This window comes from Gemmatimonas sp., from assembly GCF_041689975.1.
Lineage (GTDB): Bacteria > Gemmatimonadota > Gemmatimonadetes > Gemmatimonadales > Gemmatimonadaceae > Gemmatimonas.
Genome location: NZ_JBDNFF010000071.1, coordinates 1 through 16863, shown reverse-complemented (window position 1 = coordinate 16863; position 16863 = coordinate 1). Strand labels below are relative to the sequence as shown.

General features: G+C 65.1%; 15 protein-coding genes. 10 read left to right on the top strand and 5 right to left on the bottom strand.

Features of this window, described 5'->3' with window-relative positions; translation table 11 throughout:
* Nucleotides 1-1349, bottom strand: a 1349-nt coding sequence (locus ACESNG_RS05200) for a cytochrome c (RefSeq protein WP_373063398.1), incomplete at its 3' end; no start/stop codon positions are given.
* Between the two features lie 145 nt (nucleotides 1350-1494).
* Here ACESNG_RS05200 and ACESNG_RS05195 point away from each other — a divergent pair.
* The 5 genes from ACESNG_RS05195 (at nucleotide 1495) to cysM (ending at nucleotide 5800) form a co-directional block, all read left to right on the top strand.
* On the top strand, nucleotides 1495-2226 hold the full coding sequence (locus tag ACESNG_RS05195; protein WP_373063400.1) for an AAA family ATPase: 732 nt from the start codon (nucleotides 1495-1497) through the stop codon (nucleotides 2224-2226).
* A gap of 53 nt (nucleotides 2227-2279) precedes the next feature.
* Nucleotides 2280-3545: a sulfite dehydrogenase gene (gene soxC, locus ACESNG_RS05190; protein ID WP_373063401.1), complete on the top strand. Its 1266-nt coding sequence runs from the start codon at nucleotides 2280-2282 to the stop codon at nucleotides 3543-3545.
* A 2-nt stretch (nucleotides 3546-3547) separates the two neighbouring features.
* The gene (locus tag ACESNG_RS05185) at nucleotides 3548-4204 is read left to right on the top strand and encodes a c-type cytochrome (RefSeq protein WP_373068080.1); all 657 of its coding nucleotides are present in this window, start codon (nucleotides 3548-3550) and stop codon (nucleotides 4202-4204) included.
* A gap of 259 nt (nucleotides 4205-4463) precedes the next feature.
* Nucleotides 4464-4760, top strand: coding sequence for a hypothetical protein (locus tag ACESNG_RS05180; protein WP_373068078.1), 297 nt, complete (start codon nucleotides 4464-4466; stop codon nucleotides 4758-4760).
* 134 nt (nucleotides 4761-4894) lie between these two features.
* Nucleotides 4895-5800 carry a cysteine synthase CysM gene (gene cysM / locus ACESNG_RS05175; protein WP_373068082.1) on the top strand — a complete coding sequence of 302 codons (906 nt, stop codon included), beginning with the start codon at nucleotides 4895-4897 and terminating at the stop codon, nucleotides 5798-5800.
* Between the two features lie 117 nt (nucleotides 5801-5917).
* Here cysM and ACESNG_RS05170 read toward each other — a convergent pair whose 3' ends face one another.
* Nucleotides 5918-7168 (bottom strand): sorbosone dehydrogenase family protein, encoded by a 1251-nt coding sequence (locus ACESNG_RS05170; RefSeq protein ID WP_373063405.1) that lies wholly within the window; start codon nucleotides 7166-7168, stop codon nucleotides 5918-5920.
* A gap of 249 nt (nucleotides 7169-7417) precedes the next feature.
* Between ACESNG_RS05170 and ACESNG_RS05165 the strand changes: the two genes are divergently transcribed.
* The 4 genes from ACESNG_RS05165 to ACESNG_RS05150 are packed head-to-tail and all read left to right on the top strand — an operon-like array spanning nucleotide 7418 to nucleotide 13791.
* Nucleotides 7418-10051, top strand: a complete 2634-nt coding sequence (locus tag ACESNG_RS05165) for a TonB-dependent receptor plug domain-containing protein (protein WP_373063407.1) — start codon at nucleotides 7418-7420, stop codon at nucleotides 10049-10051.
* 11 nt (nucleotides 10052-10062) lie between these two features.
* Entirely contained in the window at nucleotides 10063-11304 is a 1242-nt protein-coding gene (locus tag ACESNG_RS05160; protein WP_373063409.1) for a DUF4876 domain-containing protein, read from the top strand.
* Nucleotides 11301-12857, top strand: a complete 1557-nt coding sequence (locus ACESNG_RS05155) for a DUF6850 family outer membrane beta-barrel protein (RefSeq protein WP_373063411.1) — start codon at nucleotides 11301-11303, stop codon at nucleotides 12855-12857. Before ACESNG_RS05160 ends, ACESNG_RS05155 begins: the two co-directional genes overlap by 4 nt.
* Before the next feature lie 58 nt (nucleotides 12858-12915).
* Nucleotides 12916-13791, top strand: a complete 876-nt coding sequence (locus ACESNG_RS05150; protein ID WP_373068076.1) for a hypothetical protein — start codon at nucleotides 12916-12918, stop codon at nucleotides 13789-13791.
* On the opposite strand, the gene ACESNG_RS05145 is transcribed toward ACESNG_RS05150, so the two are convergent.
* Nucleotides 13775-14473: a hypothetical protein gene (locus ACESNG_RS05145; RefSeq protein WP_373068074.1), complete on the bottom strand. Its 699-nt coding sequence runs from the start codon at nucleotides 14471-14473 to the stop codon at nucleotides 13775-13777. The two genes, ACESNG_RS05150 and ACESNG_RS05145, sit on opposite strands and share 17 nt — an antisense overlap.
* A gap of 76 nt (nucleotides 14474-14549) precedes the next feature.
* On the opposite strand from ACESNG_RS05145, the gene ACESNG_RS05140 reads away from it, so the two are divergent.
* The gene (locus tag ACESNG_RS05140; protein ID WP_373063417.1) at nucleotides 14550-15806 is read left to right on the top strand and encodes a GTP-binding protein; all 1257 of its coding nucleotides are present in this window, start codon (nucleotides 14550-14552) and stop codon (nucleotides 15804-15806) included.
* Nucleotides 15807-15823: 17 nt separating this feature from the next.
* On the opposite strand, the gene ACESNG_RS05135 is transcribed toward ACESNG_RS05140, so the two are convergent.
* Both ACESNG_RS05135 and ACESNG_RS05130 read right to left on the bottom strand, forming a co-directional pair.
* Complete coding sequence (locus ACESNG_RS05135) at nucleotides 15824-16309, bottom strand: DUF2796 domain-containing protein (RefSeq protein ID WP_373068072.1); 486 nt, start codon at nucleotides 16307-16309, stop codon at nucleotides 15824-15826.
* Nucleotides 16309-16830, bottom strand: coding sequence for a DUF3299 domain-containing protein (locus ACESNG_RS05130; protein WP_373063421.1), 522 nt, complete (start codon nucleotides 16828-16830; stop codon nucleotides 16309-16311). The genes ACESNG_RS05135 and ACESNG_RS05130 overlap by 1 nt, the downstream gene beginning before the upstream one ends.
* Between the last annotated feature and the right edge of the window lie 33 nt (nucleotides 16831-16863).

The following is a 16863-nucleotide window of genomic DNA, read 5'->3' as shown; positions in this document are numbered from 1 at the left end:
CGTCGGCTGGGGACAGTGAACAGATAGCCGGTGTACTGCATCTCCTCCCACGTCTGGTCGCCCCACTTCACATCCTTGCTGGCGTCCGGGTTGCTCTTGCTCGTCGCGGAGTTGTCATACCACGCGGTCGAGACGAGTTTGCCGCCGGCCGGGATGTCGATCGGTTCCTTGAAAAAGTAGTACGTTTGCCAGTTGAAGTCGTATCGCGGCACATCCAGCACGATCTGCGAGGTGCCGTCCGGCTTGTCGAGCGTGTACTTCCAGCGGGTGCCGCGCAGGTGCGTGTGAGGAAGCAGTCCCCAGAGCTTGATCGGCTCTGTGGGCTCGAGATCCGCCGTGACGGCGATGTCTTTCTGTCCGGCCGGCAACGTGAACGCACCGTTGATGTAGGCGCCCATACGCATCTCTTCGTCGGGCATCTCACTGGCAAAGCGGAAGCCGACGCTGGTGCGGTCTTTCATCTCGTGCCCGTGCGCCGTGTAGTGCATCTGGAACGTGAGCACGGTGCCGGCGCGTACGCGAAGGGCGGTGCCCGCTGGGAACGTCATCACATTCGTGCCGGGCGCGGTGCCGCCGATGAGCACGCCGAGCTGACGGGGCGGGCCATGCTTGGTGTCGATACGCGGCGGATCGTTGGGCGGGTCGTACTGCGGCTTCCGAACAAACAACGGCTTCGGTCGCGCTGCACCCGCCGATAGCGGCGCCGGGCGGGCGGCGTTCGGATTGGGATTGGCATTCGGCGGCACCTTCGCGTACACGAGCACGTGGTGCACGACTTCACGCGCACCGGGCATGAACTCGATGGCCGATACCCACTTGTCTTCGGTGAAATTCGTGGGGATCTCGAAGTACTGATACTCCACCGTGCCCGACGCCGGGACGGTGAAATCCTCCGTCATCGCCACAATAGCGTCGGGCGTGCCGATCTCCCAGCCGGTGGCGTACACGGGCTTGGGTGGCGCCTTCTTCTCGTCGCCCTTCCTGGCGCCGGCGTCGATCCACCGCACGATCGTCGATTTCTCCAGGTCGGACAAGCGACGATCGTTGAGGAACGTGCCGTGCGGACCTTCCGCGTGCCACGGCGGCATATAGCCCGACTTCACCGCATCGCGCAGGTCGTCGACGTTGGCCTTCGCGCTGTCGTAGTCGATTAGCGAGAACGGACCGAGGCCGCCCGGCCGATGACAGGTGGTGCAGTTCTTGTACAGAATCGGCGCCACGTCCTTGGTGAACGTGGGCGCGGCGTCCTGTGCCGCCAGCGGTGCGTCGTACCGCGCCGTAGCGATGCCCACGATGGCGATACCGGTGAGGGCAATCGCCTGCGTGATGCGCGGGTGTGTTCGTGCCATGCGAAAAGCTCCTGTCCGTGACCGTCGGTGACCCTCATGACCTTGACTGCCCTTATGGCGGGTCAATTTCGCGCCGAACCGAGTGTACAAGCAAGCGCAGCCGTGGCTGTTGCCCCGAGGTGCGCCCCTCAGCCACTCTTCCACCATGCGTGGCACTCCCGGTAGTCCCTTCCTGACGCACCTCGAATTGCGTGAGGAGCGCGTGCAGTCCGGCGTGCATCCCTTCGAGATCCCGCTGCTGCAGCACGGCCTGTCGATCGAGTTCACCACGCCGGTCACGTTCCTCGTGGGTGAGAACGGATCCGGAAAGTCGACACTCCTCGAGGCGCTGGCCTGGAGCGTGGGATTCGGCGCGCAGGGCGGCAACCGCGATCATCAGTTTGCCGAAAACGTTGACGGCTGTGAACTCGGCCGTGCGCTTCGCTTGGGTTGGCGGCAGCGCACCACGGAAGGGTTTTTCATGCGGGCCGAAACGTTCTTCAACTTCGCCACCACGCTCGAGTCGCTCGACAGCAACTTTGCGCGCTACGGCGGCGACTCGCTGCACGCCAAGTCGCATGGCGAAGCGTTTCTGTCCCTCTTCGAGCATCGCTTCGAAGACGGCTTGTTCCTGCTCGATGAACCGGAGGCCGCGCTGTCGCCGCAACGCCAGCTGGCCTTCCTGCAGATCCTGCATCGACTCACCGTCACGCGCGAAGCGCAGTTCGTGATCGCGACCCATAGTCCAATGCTGTTGGCGTTTCCCGGGGCCACGGTTTTGAGTCTCGACAATGGAGTTATCGAGCAGATCGACTATCGCGATACCGACCACTTTCGGATCACGAGGGATTTCCTGGCGGCGCCGGAACGGTTCTTCCGATATCTGTTCGAGGAATAGGCAACCACGCACGCCTCCCTGCCGGGACCGTCCTCGCGCAGTATGTTTGCGCTATGACCGACCTCTCTCGTCGTGACCTGCTTGCTGGCGCTGCCGGATTCCTCGGCGGCGCCGCCCTCGCTGGACTCCCGCTGGCCGTCGAAGGACAGGGCGGCGCGGTTCCTCCGGCGCCCGCCGTGCCTCCCCCGCGTCCGGTGGCGCCCCTCGACGCCACCGCGATGCCCGGCGCGCCTACGGCCGCGCTCGGTGCACGCTCGGAGTACTTCGCCCCCACGCGCATCCCCAACGGCACACCCGTGGGGAGTTCGCGCACACCGCTTCAGGATCTGACCGGCACCATTACGCCAGCCGACCTGCACTTCGAGCGACATCACGCCGGGATTCCCACGCTCGACCCCGAGCGGCATACGCTCACGATTCACGGGCTCGTGGATCACCCGATGTCGTTCACCGTGAGCGACATCAAGCGATTCCCGCAGATCACGCGCACGTACTTCATCGAGTGCTCGGGCAACGGGGGCGCCGGATACCGCGATCCCAAGCCGGACACCACGCCACAGCCGCTGGCCGGACTCTTCAGCACGTCGGAGTGGACCGGCGTGCCGTTGGCCACGCTGTTTCGTGAAGTCGGTGTGCAGCCGAATGCCACGTGGTTTCTGGCCGAGGGCGGTGATTCGTGCAAGCTGGCGCGTTCGATTCCGATCGCGAAGGCCTGGGATGATGCCATGATCGTGTGGGCGCAGAATGGTGAACCGTTGCGGCCGGCGCAGGGCTACCCCATGCGCTTGCTCCTTCCCGGCTTCGAGGGCAACAGCAATGTGAAGTGGCTCCGTCGTCTCGAACTGGGCACGAAGCCGTGGATGACACGCTGGGAGACCTCGAAGTACACCGACCCGATGCCCGACGGCACGGCGCGCATTTTTACGTTCGAGATCGACGCCAAGTCGGTGATCACGTCACCGTGCTATCCGAACACGATCACCGCGCGTGGATGGCACAGTGTGAATGGACTCGCGTGGAGTGGCCGCGGTCGCATTACGCGCGTGGAGGTGAGTATCGACGGCGGCGCCACATGGCACGACGCCGAGCTGCTGAACACGCCGCAGCCCAAGAGCACGGTGCGCTTTCAGTATATGTGGAATTGGCAGGGCGCCGATGCGGTGCTGCTCAGTCGCGCCACCGACGATGCTGGCTACGTGCAGCCCACGCGTTCGGCGATGGTCGCCGAGCGCGGCGCATACACGGACTATCACTACAATCAGATCGTCGGCTGGAAGGTCGATCGCAGCGGTGCCGTCACTTTCCACGGAGACACCTGATCATGCGACCAATTCATGTGGTCTGTACATTCGCGGCCTTGGCGCTCTGCGGCTGCTCAGGCTCATCGAACACACCGAACGCGGCGATGAATGCGTCGTCCAACGCCGCGTTCACGTCGTACGATGCGGGGAAGGTGCCCGGTGGTCCTGGCGCCAAGCAGCTTTATGCGCTGGGTCATCCTGCCGCCGATTCCGCCATCGCGGTCATGAATCAGGACATCGGGTCCGATGGACTCGAACTTCCTGATGGGAGCGGAACGGTGACGCGTGGCGCCGCCGTGTACGCGGCGCAGTGTTCGCAGTGTCATGGCGCCAAGGGCGAAGGACTGCCCACGTTCCCGAAGCTCGTGGGACGCGACTCCGCCGACGCTCCGAAGCCCGAGTTTCAGTTCTCCACGACCAACAAGACCAAAACGATCGGCAACTATTGGCCGTATGCCACGACGCTCTTCGACTACATCAAACGCGCGATGCCGTTTGCTACACCCGGCTCGATGACTGACGACGACGTGTACGCCGTGACCGCGTACCTGCTGTCGGCCAACGCCATAATCTCCGACACCGCAACGCTCAATGCGGCGACGCTACGCGCCGTGCGCATGCCAGCGCGTGATCGCTTCGTGCCTGATAACCGCAAACCCACCATCACCATCAAATAGTGAACCACCGCGTCACGCGCGCTCCGACCAACGCTGTTGCACACCATAAGCGGGGGATTACTGCGCGCTTCGCGGCGATGCGATTGGCTGGGGCCAACGCGTTGGCCTCTCTGCTCGCGGTGATGGGGCCCGGATTGCTGGCCGGTCTCTCCGACGATGATGCGGCCGGTATCACGACGTACTCGATCTTGGGTGCGGAGTACGGCTACCGGCTGCTCTAAATCATTCCTGCATCCACGGTAGTGCTGGTGCAGTTCCCGTGGCGGTGCTCAGGCAGTTGTTCGCCGCCGTCGGCACGCTCTGCGCCGAGTACGCCGGTGTGGCGGCCGCCGGCCCGCTGGGCGGGCTTCCCGCGTGGGTAAGCGCGACCGCCGCCGGCACGCTCATCACGTTGGTGATGGTGCTGCGATCATTCGCGACGCTCTTTTTCGGGGTCGGACTGTTGGGGTCGTCCCTGCTGGCAGCGGCCATCGTGCCGATCGCGACGTCGTACTCGATCGCGGAAGGGGTTGGGAAACCGGCGTCGCTGGATCCGGATACCAAACATTTTCGTTAGTTCGTTGCCGCCTTGCTGCTGTTGGCGGGGAATGCTGACATTATCGGAGAGGCGCGCGCGTCATCCGGCGCGCGAATCTGCGGGTGGATCAGCTAACCGCTTCGCTTCATGACCTTCGCCGTACAGTTCACTCACTGATGTATCCCACTATCGATCGTACGATTGGCAACACCCCGCTGGTGCGTTTGCAGCGCATTCCCGATGCCGCCGTGACCGCGGGCGGCACGGTGATTCTGGGGAAACTCGAAGGCAACAATCCAGGGGGTTCGGTGAAGGACCGCCCGGTGTTGTCGATGATCCGCGGTGCCGAGGCGCGCGGCGAGATCACACCGGGCGATCGCTTGATCGAGGCAACGAGCGGCAACACCGGCATCGCGATGGCGATGATTGCGGCGATGACCGGCTATCGCATGACGCTGCTCATGCCCGACAATCTGAGCGTGGAGCGTCGCGCGTCCATGCGGGCGTACGGCGCCGAGTTGATTCTCACGCCGGCGGCGCAGGGCGGCATGGAGTACGCGCGCGATCGGGCGATGTCGATGCAAGCGAACGGCGAGGGACGCGTGCTCGACCAGTTCGCGAATCCCGACAATCCGCGCGCGCACTACGAGACGACCGGTCCGGAGATCTGGCGCGATACGCAGGGTGGCGTCACGCACTTCGTGAGTGCGATGGGGACCACCGGCACGATCATGGGTGTGTCACGCTTCCTCCGCGAGCAGAACGCAGGCGTGACGATCATCGGCGCGCAGCCGTCGGAAGGCTCGCAGATTGCCGGTATTCGCAAATGGTCGCCAGCGTATCAGCCGAAGATTTACCTGCCGGCCGAAGTGGATCGTATCGAGCAGGTCTCGCAGGCGGAGGCCGAAGAGATGGCGCGCCGAATGGCGGCGGAGGAAGGCATTTTCTGCGGACCGTCGGCGGCGGGGGCGTGTGTGATCGCGTTGCGGGTCGCGGCCGAGGTGGAGAATGCGACGATCGTGTTCATCGTGTGTGACCGCGGCGATCGGTATTTGAGTACGGGGCTGTTTCCGGGGTGAGCAACGGTGCCCTTCTTCGACGTGTGCTCCTTTCCTCTCTTTCTCCTTTTCTCTGTGTGATCAGTTCTGCGGCCATACGGCACGCGATATCGAGCAGGCCGCATCAATCTCTTTTTCCTACACCCCAGGCGTCACCCGCCAGATCTCGCCGCTGTCAGTGACCACGTACAGCGATCCATCCGGCCCCATCGTGAGCGCACGATAACGCGTGCCGGGCAGGTCGGCGTTCACGCGCTCGGTGGCGACGCCCGCGTTGTCGATGGTGAGCACATCGATGCGCTGGCCGGCCATGAGGCCCACGGCCAGGCGGCCGTTCCATCCGCGCCACGCCGTGCCGGTGAGAAACACGAGCGGCCCCATGCCCTGTGACGCGCCGCTGTTTGACCACGACGGGCGCAAGGCGTTCGGGAAGCGCGCAAGGTCCGTCATCGGCATCGTGCTTGCATTGCCGGCGTAGCCGCAGTAGCCGTCGGCGCAGTTCAACGACGGGCGGTTCTGCGGATCCCATCCACCGTTGCCACCGGCCACGAGCGGGGTGACTTCGTCGCTGTGATTCGGACCATGATCCGCCACGAACAGCTGCCCGCTGCCGGGGCGGAAGCTGATGCCCTGCACGTTGCGATGGCCGTAGGAGTAAATGCGCGCGTCGAATCCGGCCGGTGCGTTGTTGCCCGGCGCGGCGGCACCGCTGGTGGTTACGCGCAGTACTTTGCCGCCCAGCACCGTGGGGCTTTGCGGAATGGTGCCGCTGTGGTTGTCGCCGGTGGCAACGTACAGGTAGCCGTCGGGCCCGAAGCGCAGTCGACCGCCACTGTGCGCACCGGCACCACCGTGCGCATTCGCCGCATTCTTGAACGCGATGTCGGCGATGATGTCGGTGCGGCCGCTCGCCGAACGCAGGTCGGTGCCCAGCACGAGCCTCACCACGCGATTGGTGCGTGGTGTGGTCGCGGTCGACGTCATGAATACGTAGGCCACGCGATTGGTCGCGAACGCCGGATCGAGGGCGATACCGTGCACGCCACTCTGTCCTTGGCAGAGCAGATCGGCCGCCACGAGCGACGACCCGGCGGTACCGAATAGGCGCGTTACAGAGCCGTCGGTATGCCGCACGGAGAGCCCTCGGCATCGTTCGGTGAAGAACAGTGTGCCATCGCTCGCAGCGGCGATATCCCACGGACTGCTGAGACCCGACATCACGACTGTGCGGGTGAGCGTAGGCGTAGCAGTACTTGGCGGGTCGGGGAGCGTGGGCGGCTGCACGGGCGCCTCCGACGAGCTGGAGCAGGCGGCGAGGGACAAGAGCGCGAGCGCGGTGAAGGTCCCTCCGATCGTGGGTCGCTGAGCGCGAAGGGATTCAAATGGCATGCGGATTAGTATCTCGTAACACGTAAAAAGTGCCCGGTGCTTTGCTTTTAATTGATACTGAACTATCGTTCGCAAGTGTCCAATCCCAACGCCGCTCTGTACCATCACTTCTCCCCAGTATTACGGAAAAGAAGTAACTGCTTTGTTGCTGCTCTTATGCTGACGCCATGGTCGAATATCCATGCGCAATCTTCGTGCGTCTCCGCAGTAGTCACGGGAATCGTCGAGCGCCTGCCGCAACGCACGCCGGTGCGTAGCGCGCAAGTCGCTATCGGCGAGCGGCGAGTTTCCACCGGCCCTGACGGCCGATTCGTACTGACCGACATCGGTCCTGATCAGACCCAGTTGCATGTCACCGCGCCCGGGCTCGCGGAGCGGTATCTCCCCATCCGCCCCTGCGGACCCGACTCCTTGCGGCTTTTCGTGCGACTCGCCGCGCGGGCTCCGGAATTGGAGCAGGTCGTGGTCACGGCCACCGAAATCGCTCGCTCCGCCGAAGGGTCCAGTGTTTCGCGCATCGGACGCGATGCCATCGAGCACGTGCAAGCCTCGAGTCTCGCCGACTTGCTCCAACTGGTGCCTGGTCAAGCGGCGGTGAATCCGACGCTGGCCGGCGCCCGACAGGCACTGTTGCGGCAAGCGCCCACCGCCAATTCCCGTGATCCCGGGCCCGGTGCGGAAGCCGAGCGCGCGAACGCGCTGGGCACCAGTGTGGTGCTGGACGGCGTACCGGTTTCGAACAACGCCAATCTGCAGACGACGCTGACGATTCTCAACAGTGGTCCCAACACGCTGCCGCAGTTCTCGAGCACGGCCGGCCGCGGGCTCGATCTGCGCCAGATTCCGGCCGATCAGATCGAGTCGGTGGAAGTCGTTCGCGGGGTGCCCAGTGCCCGTCATGGGGATCTCACGGCCGGCGCCATTCTGGTCACATCGCGCGCGGGTGCGCAGGCCCCGGAATTTCGGGTACGCGCCAACCCGCAGACGCTGGAAGCGAGCACCGTGGCCGGTTGGGGACGCGCCACCCGCGACGGACTCTCGTTCGACGCCAACGTGGTGTCGAGTCAGGACGACCCGCGCTCCACGCTCGATCGCTTCACCCGCTACACCACGCAGCTGGCGTTCACGCACGAGCGTCCGCGCGTTGGCGCGTCCGTGCGGCTCCGCGGGTTCGGTGTCGTCGACGAAAGCCGACAGGATCCGGACGATCGGCGCTATCAACGGCGCGTGACGTCGCGTGATCAGGGCGCACGGATGGACCTGCGGCTGCGGCTTGGCGCCCGCACGGGCTGGGTCACCGAACTCACCGCCAGCGGCAACCTGGCGACGCAGCAGTCCACGTACCAAGAGCTCATAACCCGCGACATCTTCCCACTCTCGGCCGCGCGCATCGATACGCTGGCGCCGGGCGTGTACGGGCGAAGCGAGTATCTCGCGCAGCTCACCGTGGATGGGAACCCGCGCAACGGGTATGCCCGATTGGAAACGCGCCGCTCACGATCATGGCGTGGTACGCGAAACGACCCGGTGTTCGGGCTCGAGCTGCGCCTCGACGAGAACGCTGGAGCGGGTCGGCTCTTCAATCCCATCGAGCCGCCGCGACAGAACTACGGCGTGGGTGATCGACCGCAGTCGTTCGATCAGATTCCGGCGCAAACACAACTGGCGGCGTACGCCGAACATCGGGTGCGGGCGCTCGTGCTCGGGCATGCCGTCGACGCCAGCGCCGGTGTGCGACTCGACGCCATCGATCCGTCGGTGAGCGGCAGTGCGCACGGTGCGCAGGTGGTGCCGCGTCTGTCGCTCAGCACGACGATTACCCGTCATGTCTCGTGGCGTGTGTCACACGGTACCACCACGAAAGCGCCCACGTTGTCGCAGCTCTACCCGCTGCCGCGCTACTTCGATCTCACGTCGTTCAACTATTACGCGGCGAATCCTGCCGAACGACTGGTGCTGTTCACCACGCGCGCGGTCAACGTGCAGCCGCAGGCGCTGCGCTCCGCACGTGCGACGAAATCAGAAACGGGTATCGACTGGCAGGCAGGGCGGAGTAGTGGTACGGTGGCCGTCTTTCGTGAGCAGACGCGCGGTGCGTTCGGTACGAGTCGCGTGCCGATCGGTATTGCTGTCCCCCAGTTCAGCGCGGCGTCGTTCCCGGTGGGGCGACCCCCGGTGCTGAACACGGTACCGATCCGTGTGGATTCGTTCGTCGGCCTGTACGACGTGCCACGCAATAGTCGTGATATTGCCACCACCGGTGCGGAGTTCACGGCGGACAGCCCGGAATGGAAGCGGCTTCGCACGCAATTCTCGGTGAGCGGTGCATGGTTTCGCACCGTGGCGCGCGATGACGATGTGGACATCCCGGTCGAGCAATTCATCAGCGGATCGGTACAGCCGGCGCGAGTCGGGGTGTACGCCGGTGGTCGTGGGATCGAGTCGGAGCGCGCCCTCACGTCCGTGCGTCTCGTACATCGGGCACCCACACTCGGCCTCGTGGTCTCGCTGTTGTGGCAGACCACGTGGCATGAAGACGATCGGCCGGTTGGACGTACCGACGGGGTGCCCGTGGGCTACGTCGACCGCAGCGGGCGTATTACGACGCTGACGGTGGAGCAGGCCACGTCGCCGGCGTTCGCCGCGCTGGTGCGCACCGTCACGCCGCTCGAAGGCAGATGGGAGCGCCGTCCTCCGCTGCATCTGCTCAACCTGCGTCTCACCAAGACGCTCCCCGGGCGCACGCAGGTGGCGCTCTTCGCCAACAACGCGCTGGCGGATCGGCCCCTTTATCAGCGGCAGCGTCAGATCGGCTTCGAACGACGTAATCAGCCCGCCTTTTTCGGTCTCGAGTTTCTCGCGGCACTTCCCATTCTTCCCTGACCTCCCCCACCATGTTCGCTTCGTCGTTCCTCCGGTCGCGTATCGTGACCCGCTCCCGTCCCATCGTCGCAACGGCAATCCTCGGATTGTCGGCCGCGTGCGGCGACAATGCCGTCGAAGTACAGACGTTCGTCATCGACGTGCAGGTCACCCTGCCGACGACCTTCGCGCAACCGGCCGCGTCCGGCGCACGCGTGTTGCTCACCAGCACCGAACGTAATGTGACCGACACGGCGGTGGCCGATGCGCAGGGGCTGGCCCGCTTTCCGCGGGTGCTGCCCGGCAGCTACATCATTGCCAGCAGCCTTGTGCTCGATGCGGATCGCGCGCTGGCACTCACCGGACAGCGTACCGCATTGACGCTCAACGCCCTCGACCCGGCACGGGTCATCACTACCGCCCCCACGACGCCGTTCGTGCAGCGCCTGAGCGGTTCTCGTCTTGGCGATCTGGTGATCAAAGAGGTGTACTATCCGGCCTCGCGCACGCCGAGCGGCGGGGTGTACTTCTCCGATCAATTCGTGGAGATCTACAACAATGCCACCGACACGGTGTTCGTCGATGGATTGCTCATCGCCGACGCGTTCGGGCCGGCGGGACAGATCAATCCGACCACCGTTCCCACGCCGCTGCAGGCGCAGGCGGGAAGTGTGTTCGTCACCAGCATCTGGCAGATTCCCGGTACAGGGCGCCAACGTCCCATCGCGCCGGGGCAGAGTATCGTGATCGCTCAAGATGGCATCGATCACCGCGGTGATGCCAATGGCAATCCAGCGAGCCCGGTCAATCTCGCGACGGCGGATTGGGAGACCTTCAACGAACGTCCCGATGGTCGTGATCTCGACTCGCCTACCGTGCCGAACCTCACGCGTATCGTCCATCGCGGCGGATTCGACTGGTTGCTTGCGGTGTTCGGCCCCGGTGTGGTGATCTTCCGCACGCCGAATGTGGCGGCGCTCGATTCGACGCTGGTGCCGGGCACCACCGGGACGTGGGTCACGCGCGTGCCCAACGAGATCGTCGTGGACGCGTTCGAGGCGCTGCAGAACGGCAACAGCGCATCGTACAAGCGGGTGCCGGCGGCCCTCGATGCCGGATTCGTGTTCGCCAGCGGCACGTATACGAGTGAGTCGGCGCGACGTCGCGTGTCGACCACCATCGGTACCCGACGCGTGCTCCGCGACTCCAACAACAGCAGCGCCGACTTCGAGATCATCGCGCGTCCCACGCCACGCGGCTTCGGTACGCCGTGACGCTTCGTCGCACCGTGCGGTGGTCTCGGTGGGCTCGGCGGGCGGGCGGCTTGGCCGCAGGATTGGTGCTGGATAGCATGCCGACGCTGGCGCAGGAGACGCCCTATGGTGCCACCTCGCCGCTCAACATCTGTTGTCGGACAGGCTCCAGCTTGCTCGTGGCACAGGATACCGCGCCGGGGCTGATGCGCGTGGCGCGCCTCGTAGCTGCCCACGGTGATCTGCCGCGGTCGTGGCGTCGGTATGGAGTGCGCGCGCGCAGTACTACGGGGGCCCTGCGTCGACCGCAGGACGCGGCCACCGACCAGGACGTGATGCTGGTGGCCGACGGTGCGCAGTCCGTTGGCCGGTGGCGCCTGTGGGGCCAGGCGACGTTCGGTCGGCAGCGCGAAGACGACGTGCGCTGGCGCAATCAGTCGGCGCCGTCGCTGCGTTCGGGGTATGTCTGGGCTGACTCGGTGGGTGGCACCTTTCGCAGCGACCGGCTGGGATTGGCGGCAGCGCTGGTGTCGCCCTCGTGGCGGGGGATCACCGTGGCGCTTCCGGTAGACTACGGGCTGGGGCAAGGCGCGCGGCGCGAGGACCCGCGTCCGCTCTATCGGCGGCGCGTGGCGGAGCTGTCGCCGTCGTTGCGTTGGCAGTCCGGCGCGCATCAACTCGGCGCCGGGGCCATCGTGGGATGGCACCGCGAGGATCTGGAGATTGGCGGAGGCACGACCACCGAAGTGCCGGTGGTGTTCCGACTGCGTGGTATCGCCACCTTCGATCGTACGCAGTTGATCTCGGCCGAACGGGCCTTGCTTGGTGGGGTGGTGGGCGTGCAGGGCGGCTATGCGTGGCGCTCGTTGAAGTGGTTCGTGGCCACCGGCGCCACGCTTCGCCTGGAGCAGGATTCGGTACGCGACGGCATTGCGGCACCGGTGAACGGTGGACAGACGCGACGGGTGCGCGGTGATTGGCGTCTGGCCGTGCGCAGGCAAAGCGCGGAGCGCGGCGTGGAGTTGGATGTGTTGGCGCAGCAGGAGACGTCGCGTGGACGCGATCCGGTGTTTGCGGCGGTGAACGCGACCGACGAAGGGCAACGCCTACAGGTGACCACCCAGTGGTGGCAGGGCGGTGTGCGCCCACTGGCGTCGTGGATGCTGTCCGTACACGGTGCGTGGCATACGCTCGAACGCCGAGATGTCGCGGCCGAAACACGGTGGCGCGTGACACGGTTGCCCATCACCATGAGTGGGGGACACCGATGGCGGCAGGCTGACCAGGCGTGGCTGCTGGAAGTCGGGGTTTCGAACGACGCCGTGTCGAGGGCCGATCGCGAGGCATTTCGCGGCACGCGCCTCACGCCGATCCTGACCGACGCCGATTACGCCGTGGCTGCGGCGCCAGCTGTTGGCGGGCACCTGATGCTGGCCTGGGATCGTGTGCGAAACGGCGCGCTGGCGTCGCGATTGTCCCTGTCGGGGGCGGCGCGACATACCCGCGGGATGTTGTTCGACGGACGCCGTGCCTTGGCGGCGCAAGCGCTCACGTTGATGGTGGAATTCTACTGAGAGCCGTGTGGCTCGGGAGCGCGTGTAGTCTGGAGAGGGGATAACGCGTGGCGCTGGCATGGCGCTCGCGATGATCGTTATCGGTACGGCTTGCGTGGGGCCACGAGGTACGGCGCGTTCCGCGATGTCGGGATCGACAGTGCCTACGGCGGCGGCGTGTTTTTCGGTAGCGACCTTGGCACCGGCAGATCGACGTGTCGCTGAACAGGTGTTGCTCGAGTTTGCCGATCGGGAAGGGCTGTACACGCTCGGCGGCGGGGTCAAACCCATTTCGAGTGATGTACGCGACCTTCTGGTGCGCATCGCACCGACGCCGGATACGAGTGCCCTCGTCACGCTGGAACAGCAACGTCGCGTGGCGGCGGCGCTGACTTGCGGTGAGATCGGCGTGTTCGTACAGGTCTTCACCGCCACACAGCGCCGTCGTGATTCGTCGGAGGTCCGCAACACGTCCATGGTGATCTTCCATCGCGCCGCCGTGCGTCGTACGATCGAGGCGCACCGCTCGTTCTTTGCGATGCTGGGCGTGACGCCATCTACCGATCCGCGCGAAGTGGTGCTCGCGGTGGAGAATGCGCCGCGTTCACCGCGCTGGCGTGGGTACGGATACCTGTTCGGCTATCCCGACGACGCGGTGGATTTTTTCGTACGCGCCGGCGAGGAGGGTGACGCCAACGGGACGTTGGTGCCCCGTGATTTCCGTCGTATCGACACGTGGTACAAGTCACCGGCCAGCATTGGTGCCGCGCCGACGATGTCCAGCTTTGTGTTTGCCGTGCCCAAGGGCGCGCCGGAGAGCGAACAGGAAGGCCGTTTGCGGGCGGCGGCCGCACCGGTATACGCGCGGTATGTGAAGGCGCGCGGCGCCGCGATTCAACCCGACAGCACCGGTGCGCTGGCGCTGTTTCGCGGCTGGCTTACCGCGCGCCGCTGAATGGTGTGGAGTAACGCGGCGTTGCGCCGCGCCGCATGGTTATGCTCCGCGTTGTCGTCTCCCGCGTTGTCGTCTCCCGTCGGCGGACATCTGTCGTCGTGGAGACCATAGCGTGCGCGTCCCACGACGCGGCGAGATCGGTGGCCGCACAGAAGCGTCGCCGCTTGTGACGCGGCACTTGCGCAAGCACCTGCGCCCGATGCGTCGTACCCAGTGTGTCGCGCGCCCACTGTTCGTATCGCGCCAGCTCGGCGGCAAGATGTCCCAGCGCCGACTGAACCTCGTGCCAGTCGTGCGGGGTCACCGGCGACCGGAGCAAGGGAAGTTCACTGGGCTGGTGCAGCGGCAGTGCGAGGGGGCCTGACAGCAATCGCGGGGTGAGCGAGTGCCGCTGAAGGAACACCCCGCGTGGAGTTTCTCGCGGCGTGTCGTGCAGCGCCGGACGCGCGGCATTGTCCACCGGACCCACGTACACGCCGAACCCCCAGCACACCAAGTCGCGCGCGGGATCTTCGGAGGCCAGCTGATAACAGGTCGTGCCGCCCGCCGAGCCGTGTCGGCGCTCGAAGCCGAAGCGCGTGAGGGCGTTGCCATCGGCGTGCCGAATATCGTGGCCGATAAACCAGAGCTGCTGATCGAGCAGCGTGGACAAGCGGAGAGGGCGGGGGGCTTGCGTGACCATGTATTACTGATACTACGTTCGCAATACCATAAGTCAATCCGCACTTGCAGCGGCACGTGATCTTCAAGGAGTCCAAGTGAATGCACCAAACGAGATCCTCACCGACCGCCGCCTGCCTGTCACGGTCCTTTCCGGCTTTCTCGGCGCCGGCAAGACCACGCTGCTCAATCATGTGCTCGCCAACCGTGACGGGCTGCGAGTGGCGGTCATCGTGAATGACATGAGCGAAGTGAATATCGACGCGCAGCTCGTGCGCGGCGGCGAAGCGGCGCTGTCGCGGACCGAGGAAACGCTGATCGAAATGACCAACGGTTGCATCTGCTGTACGCTGCGCGACGATCTGCTGAAGGAAGTCGCGCGACTGGCTGCGGAAGGGCGCTTCGACTATCTGCTCATCGAGAGCACGGGTATCGGCGAGCCGCTCCCGGTGGCGGCCACGTTCACGTTCGAAACCGAAGAAGGGGTGTCGCTGTCGCAGGTGGCTCGCCTCGACACCATGGTGACCGTGGTCGATGCGCATCGCTTCCGCACCGATCTCGGTTCACTCGATGACCTACGCGCGCGACAGCTTGCACTGGGCGACGACGATGAGCGCACGATCCCCGATCTGCTCATCGATCAAGTGGAGTTCGCCAACGTCATCGTGATCAACAAATCCGACTTGCTCACCGACACGGCGCTCGGGGAGTTGCAGGCGCTGCTGCATCATCTCAACCCGGAAGCGGAGCTCATCGTGGCCACCCGCAGCGTGGTGTCGCCGTCGCGCATTCTGGCCACCGGGCGTTTCGATTTCGAGCAGGCGGAAGCCGCGCCGGGCTGGCAGAAGGAGTTGAACGGCGAGCACGTGCCGGAAACCGAGGAGTACGGCATCGGCAGCTTTGTATATCGAGCGCGTCGGCCGTTTCACCCGGAGCGACTGTGGGCAGCCGTCGACATCGGCTTGCCCGGCGTGCTGCGCGCCAAAGGGTTCTTCTGGACGGCCACGCGGCCAGATCTTGTCGGCACGTGGTCGCAGGCCGGTCAGCTGCTCGAGGTCAATCCCGGAGGATACTGGTACGCGGCCAGTGAGCCGGAAGACTGGGATGTCGATGATGAAGAGCGCGCGGTGATCGACGCGCTCTGGCTCCCTGAAGTGGGAGACCGTAGGCAGGAGATCGCCATCATCGGCCAGGGGCTCGATCAGCCATCGCTGGTGGCCATGCTCGATGCCTGCCTCGTGACCGAATACGAATTCCGCGCTGGGCCGGCGTTGTGGCAGACGTTCGCCGACCCGTTCCCGGAGTGGAGTGACGTGGAAGTGGATGACGACGTCGAAGAAGACGTGGTCGTGTGATCATGCTTGCCGTCGCACTACGGTCGTATTACACCCTTGTCGTCGGTGATCGTTGTGTTCAGCTGCGCAGTGTCCGTGACCAGCTGCACGCGCAGAATGTGCACCGACGGAAACACCGACGTGACACCGAAGCGGATATCGCGGCCAATCGGTGCACGGCGGCAGCTGAACGTGTAGCGTGCACTGACTTCGACATGCTTGCCCGCTGAGAAACGCACCGGACCTGGCGTGACCGCACAACCGAAGGCCGCATCGAATCGCACGAGCGACGACACCTGGCTGCGCAGCTTCGCGACGACGGAATCGCGTTTCGCACGCTCGACCGCGGTTCGGGGCTGATGCTCGAATCCGTACAGGTCATCGCCGGGAATGCGCAATTCCATCGCGCCCGAGGTGCCGTCGATACCGATGTCGAGTTGCGCCTCCCCATGCGTATGCTGGGCCTCTGCGCGAGCCGCGAAACTCATGACCATGGCGGCGAAGGCACGTCGCAGTGTTCTCATCACTCCTCCCGGTACGGCGCGATCCGTTCGCCTGTCATCTGAAAACCCACCGCACCGTATGGGCTGTCGTACGTCGCGATCTTCAGTATTCCTTCTATCCACACCGGCTCCCACATCGACAGTGCTTTCGGTCCACCCTTCATGCGAACGAAGAGCATCTGATTGGGCGGTGGTGGTGGCGTGTGCACACAGGCACCGAAGTACGGTACCAGCAGGAACTCCCTGGCCGTCTCCTGAAAGTCCTCCAACGGAACGATGAAGCCGGGCAGGCGGACACGCCGTCCGTTGAGCTGTGCCAGCGTCGGCGGCACGGCACCGCGAAGGTAATCGAGGTCGGCGAGTTGGCGCCAGTTCAGCACGATCACTGAATCCGAATCGGGCAACACCGCCACGTTCCCGCTCGATGCCACCGGCGTGGCGGGAGCAGGCGGCAACGCTTCCTCGATCGGCGCAGGGCGGATGCCCCAGTACACAGCCACCAGCACGATCGGGAGGAATTTTACGGCGCGGATAGGATTCATGGTCGGGTCACGGTCTGCACACGGATGATGTCG

Coding starts and splice junctions, on each gene's coding strand:
- ACESNG_RS05195 (WP_373063400.1), top strand. CDS start 1,495: ATGCGTGGCACTCCCGGTAGTCCCTTCCTGACGCACCTCGAATTGCGT.
- soxC (WP_373063401.1), top strand. CDS start 2,280: ATGACCGACCTCTCTCGTCGTGACCTGCTTGCTGGCGCTGCCGGATTC.
- ACESNG_RS05185 (WP_373068080.1), top strand. CDS start 3,548: ATGCGACCAATTCATGTGGTCTGTACATTCGCGGCCTTGGCGCTCTGC.
- ACESNG_RS05170 (WP_373063405.1), bottom strand. CDS start 7,168: ATGCCATTTGAATCCCTTCGCGCTCAGCGACCCACGATCGGAGGGACC.
- ACESNG_RS05160 (WP_373063409.1), top strand. CDS start 10,063: ATGTTCGCTTCGTCGTTCCTCCGGTCGCGTATCGTGACCCGCTCCCGT.
- ACESNG_RS05150 (WP_373068076.1), top strand. CDS start 12,916: ATGGCGCTCGCGATGATCGTTATCGGTACGGCTTGCGTGGGGCCACGA.
- ACESNG_RS05145 (WP_373068074.1), bottom strand. CDS start 14,473: ATGGTCACGCAAGCCCCCCGCCCTCTCCGCTTGTCCACGCTGCTCGAT.
- ACESNG_RS05135 (WP_373068072.1), bottom strand. CDS start 16,309: ATGAGAACACTGCGACGTGCCTTCGCCGCCATGGTCATGAGTTTCGCG.
- ACESNG_RS05130 (WP_373063421.1), bottom strand. CDS start 16,830: ATGAATCCTATCCGCGCCGTAAAATTCCTCCCGATCGTGCTGGTGGCT.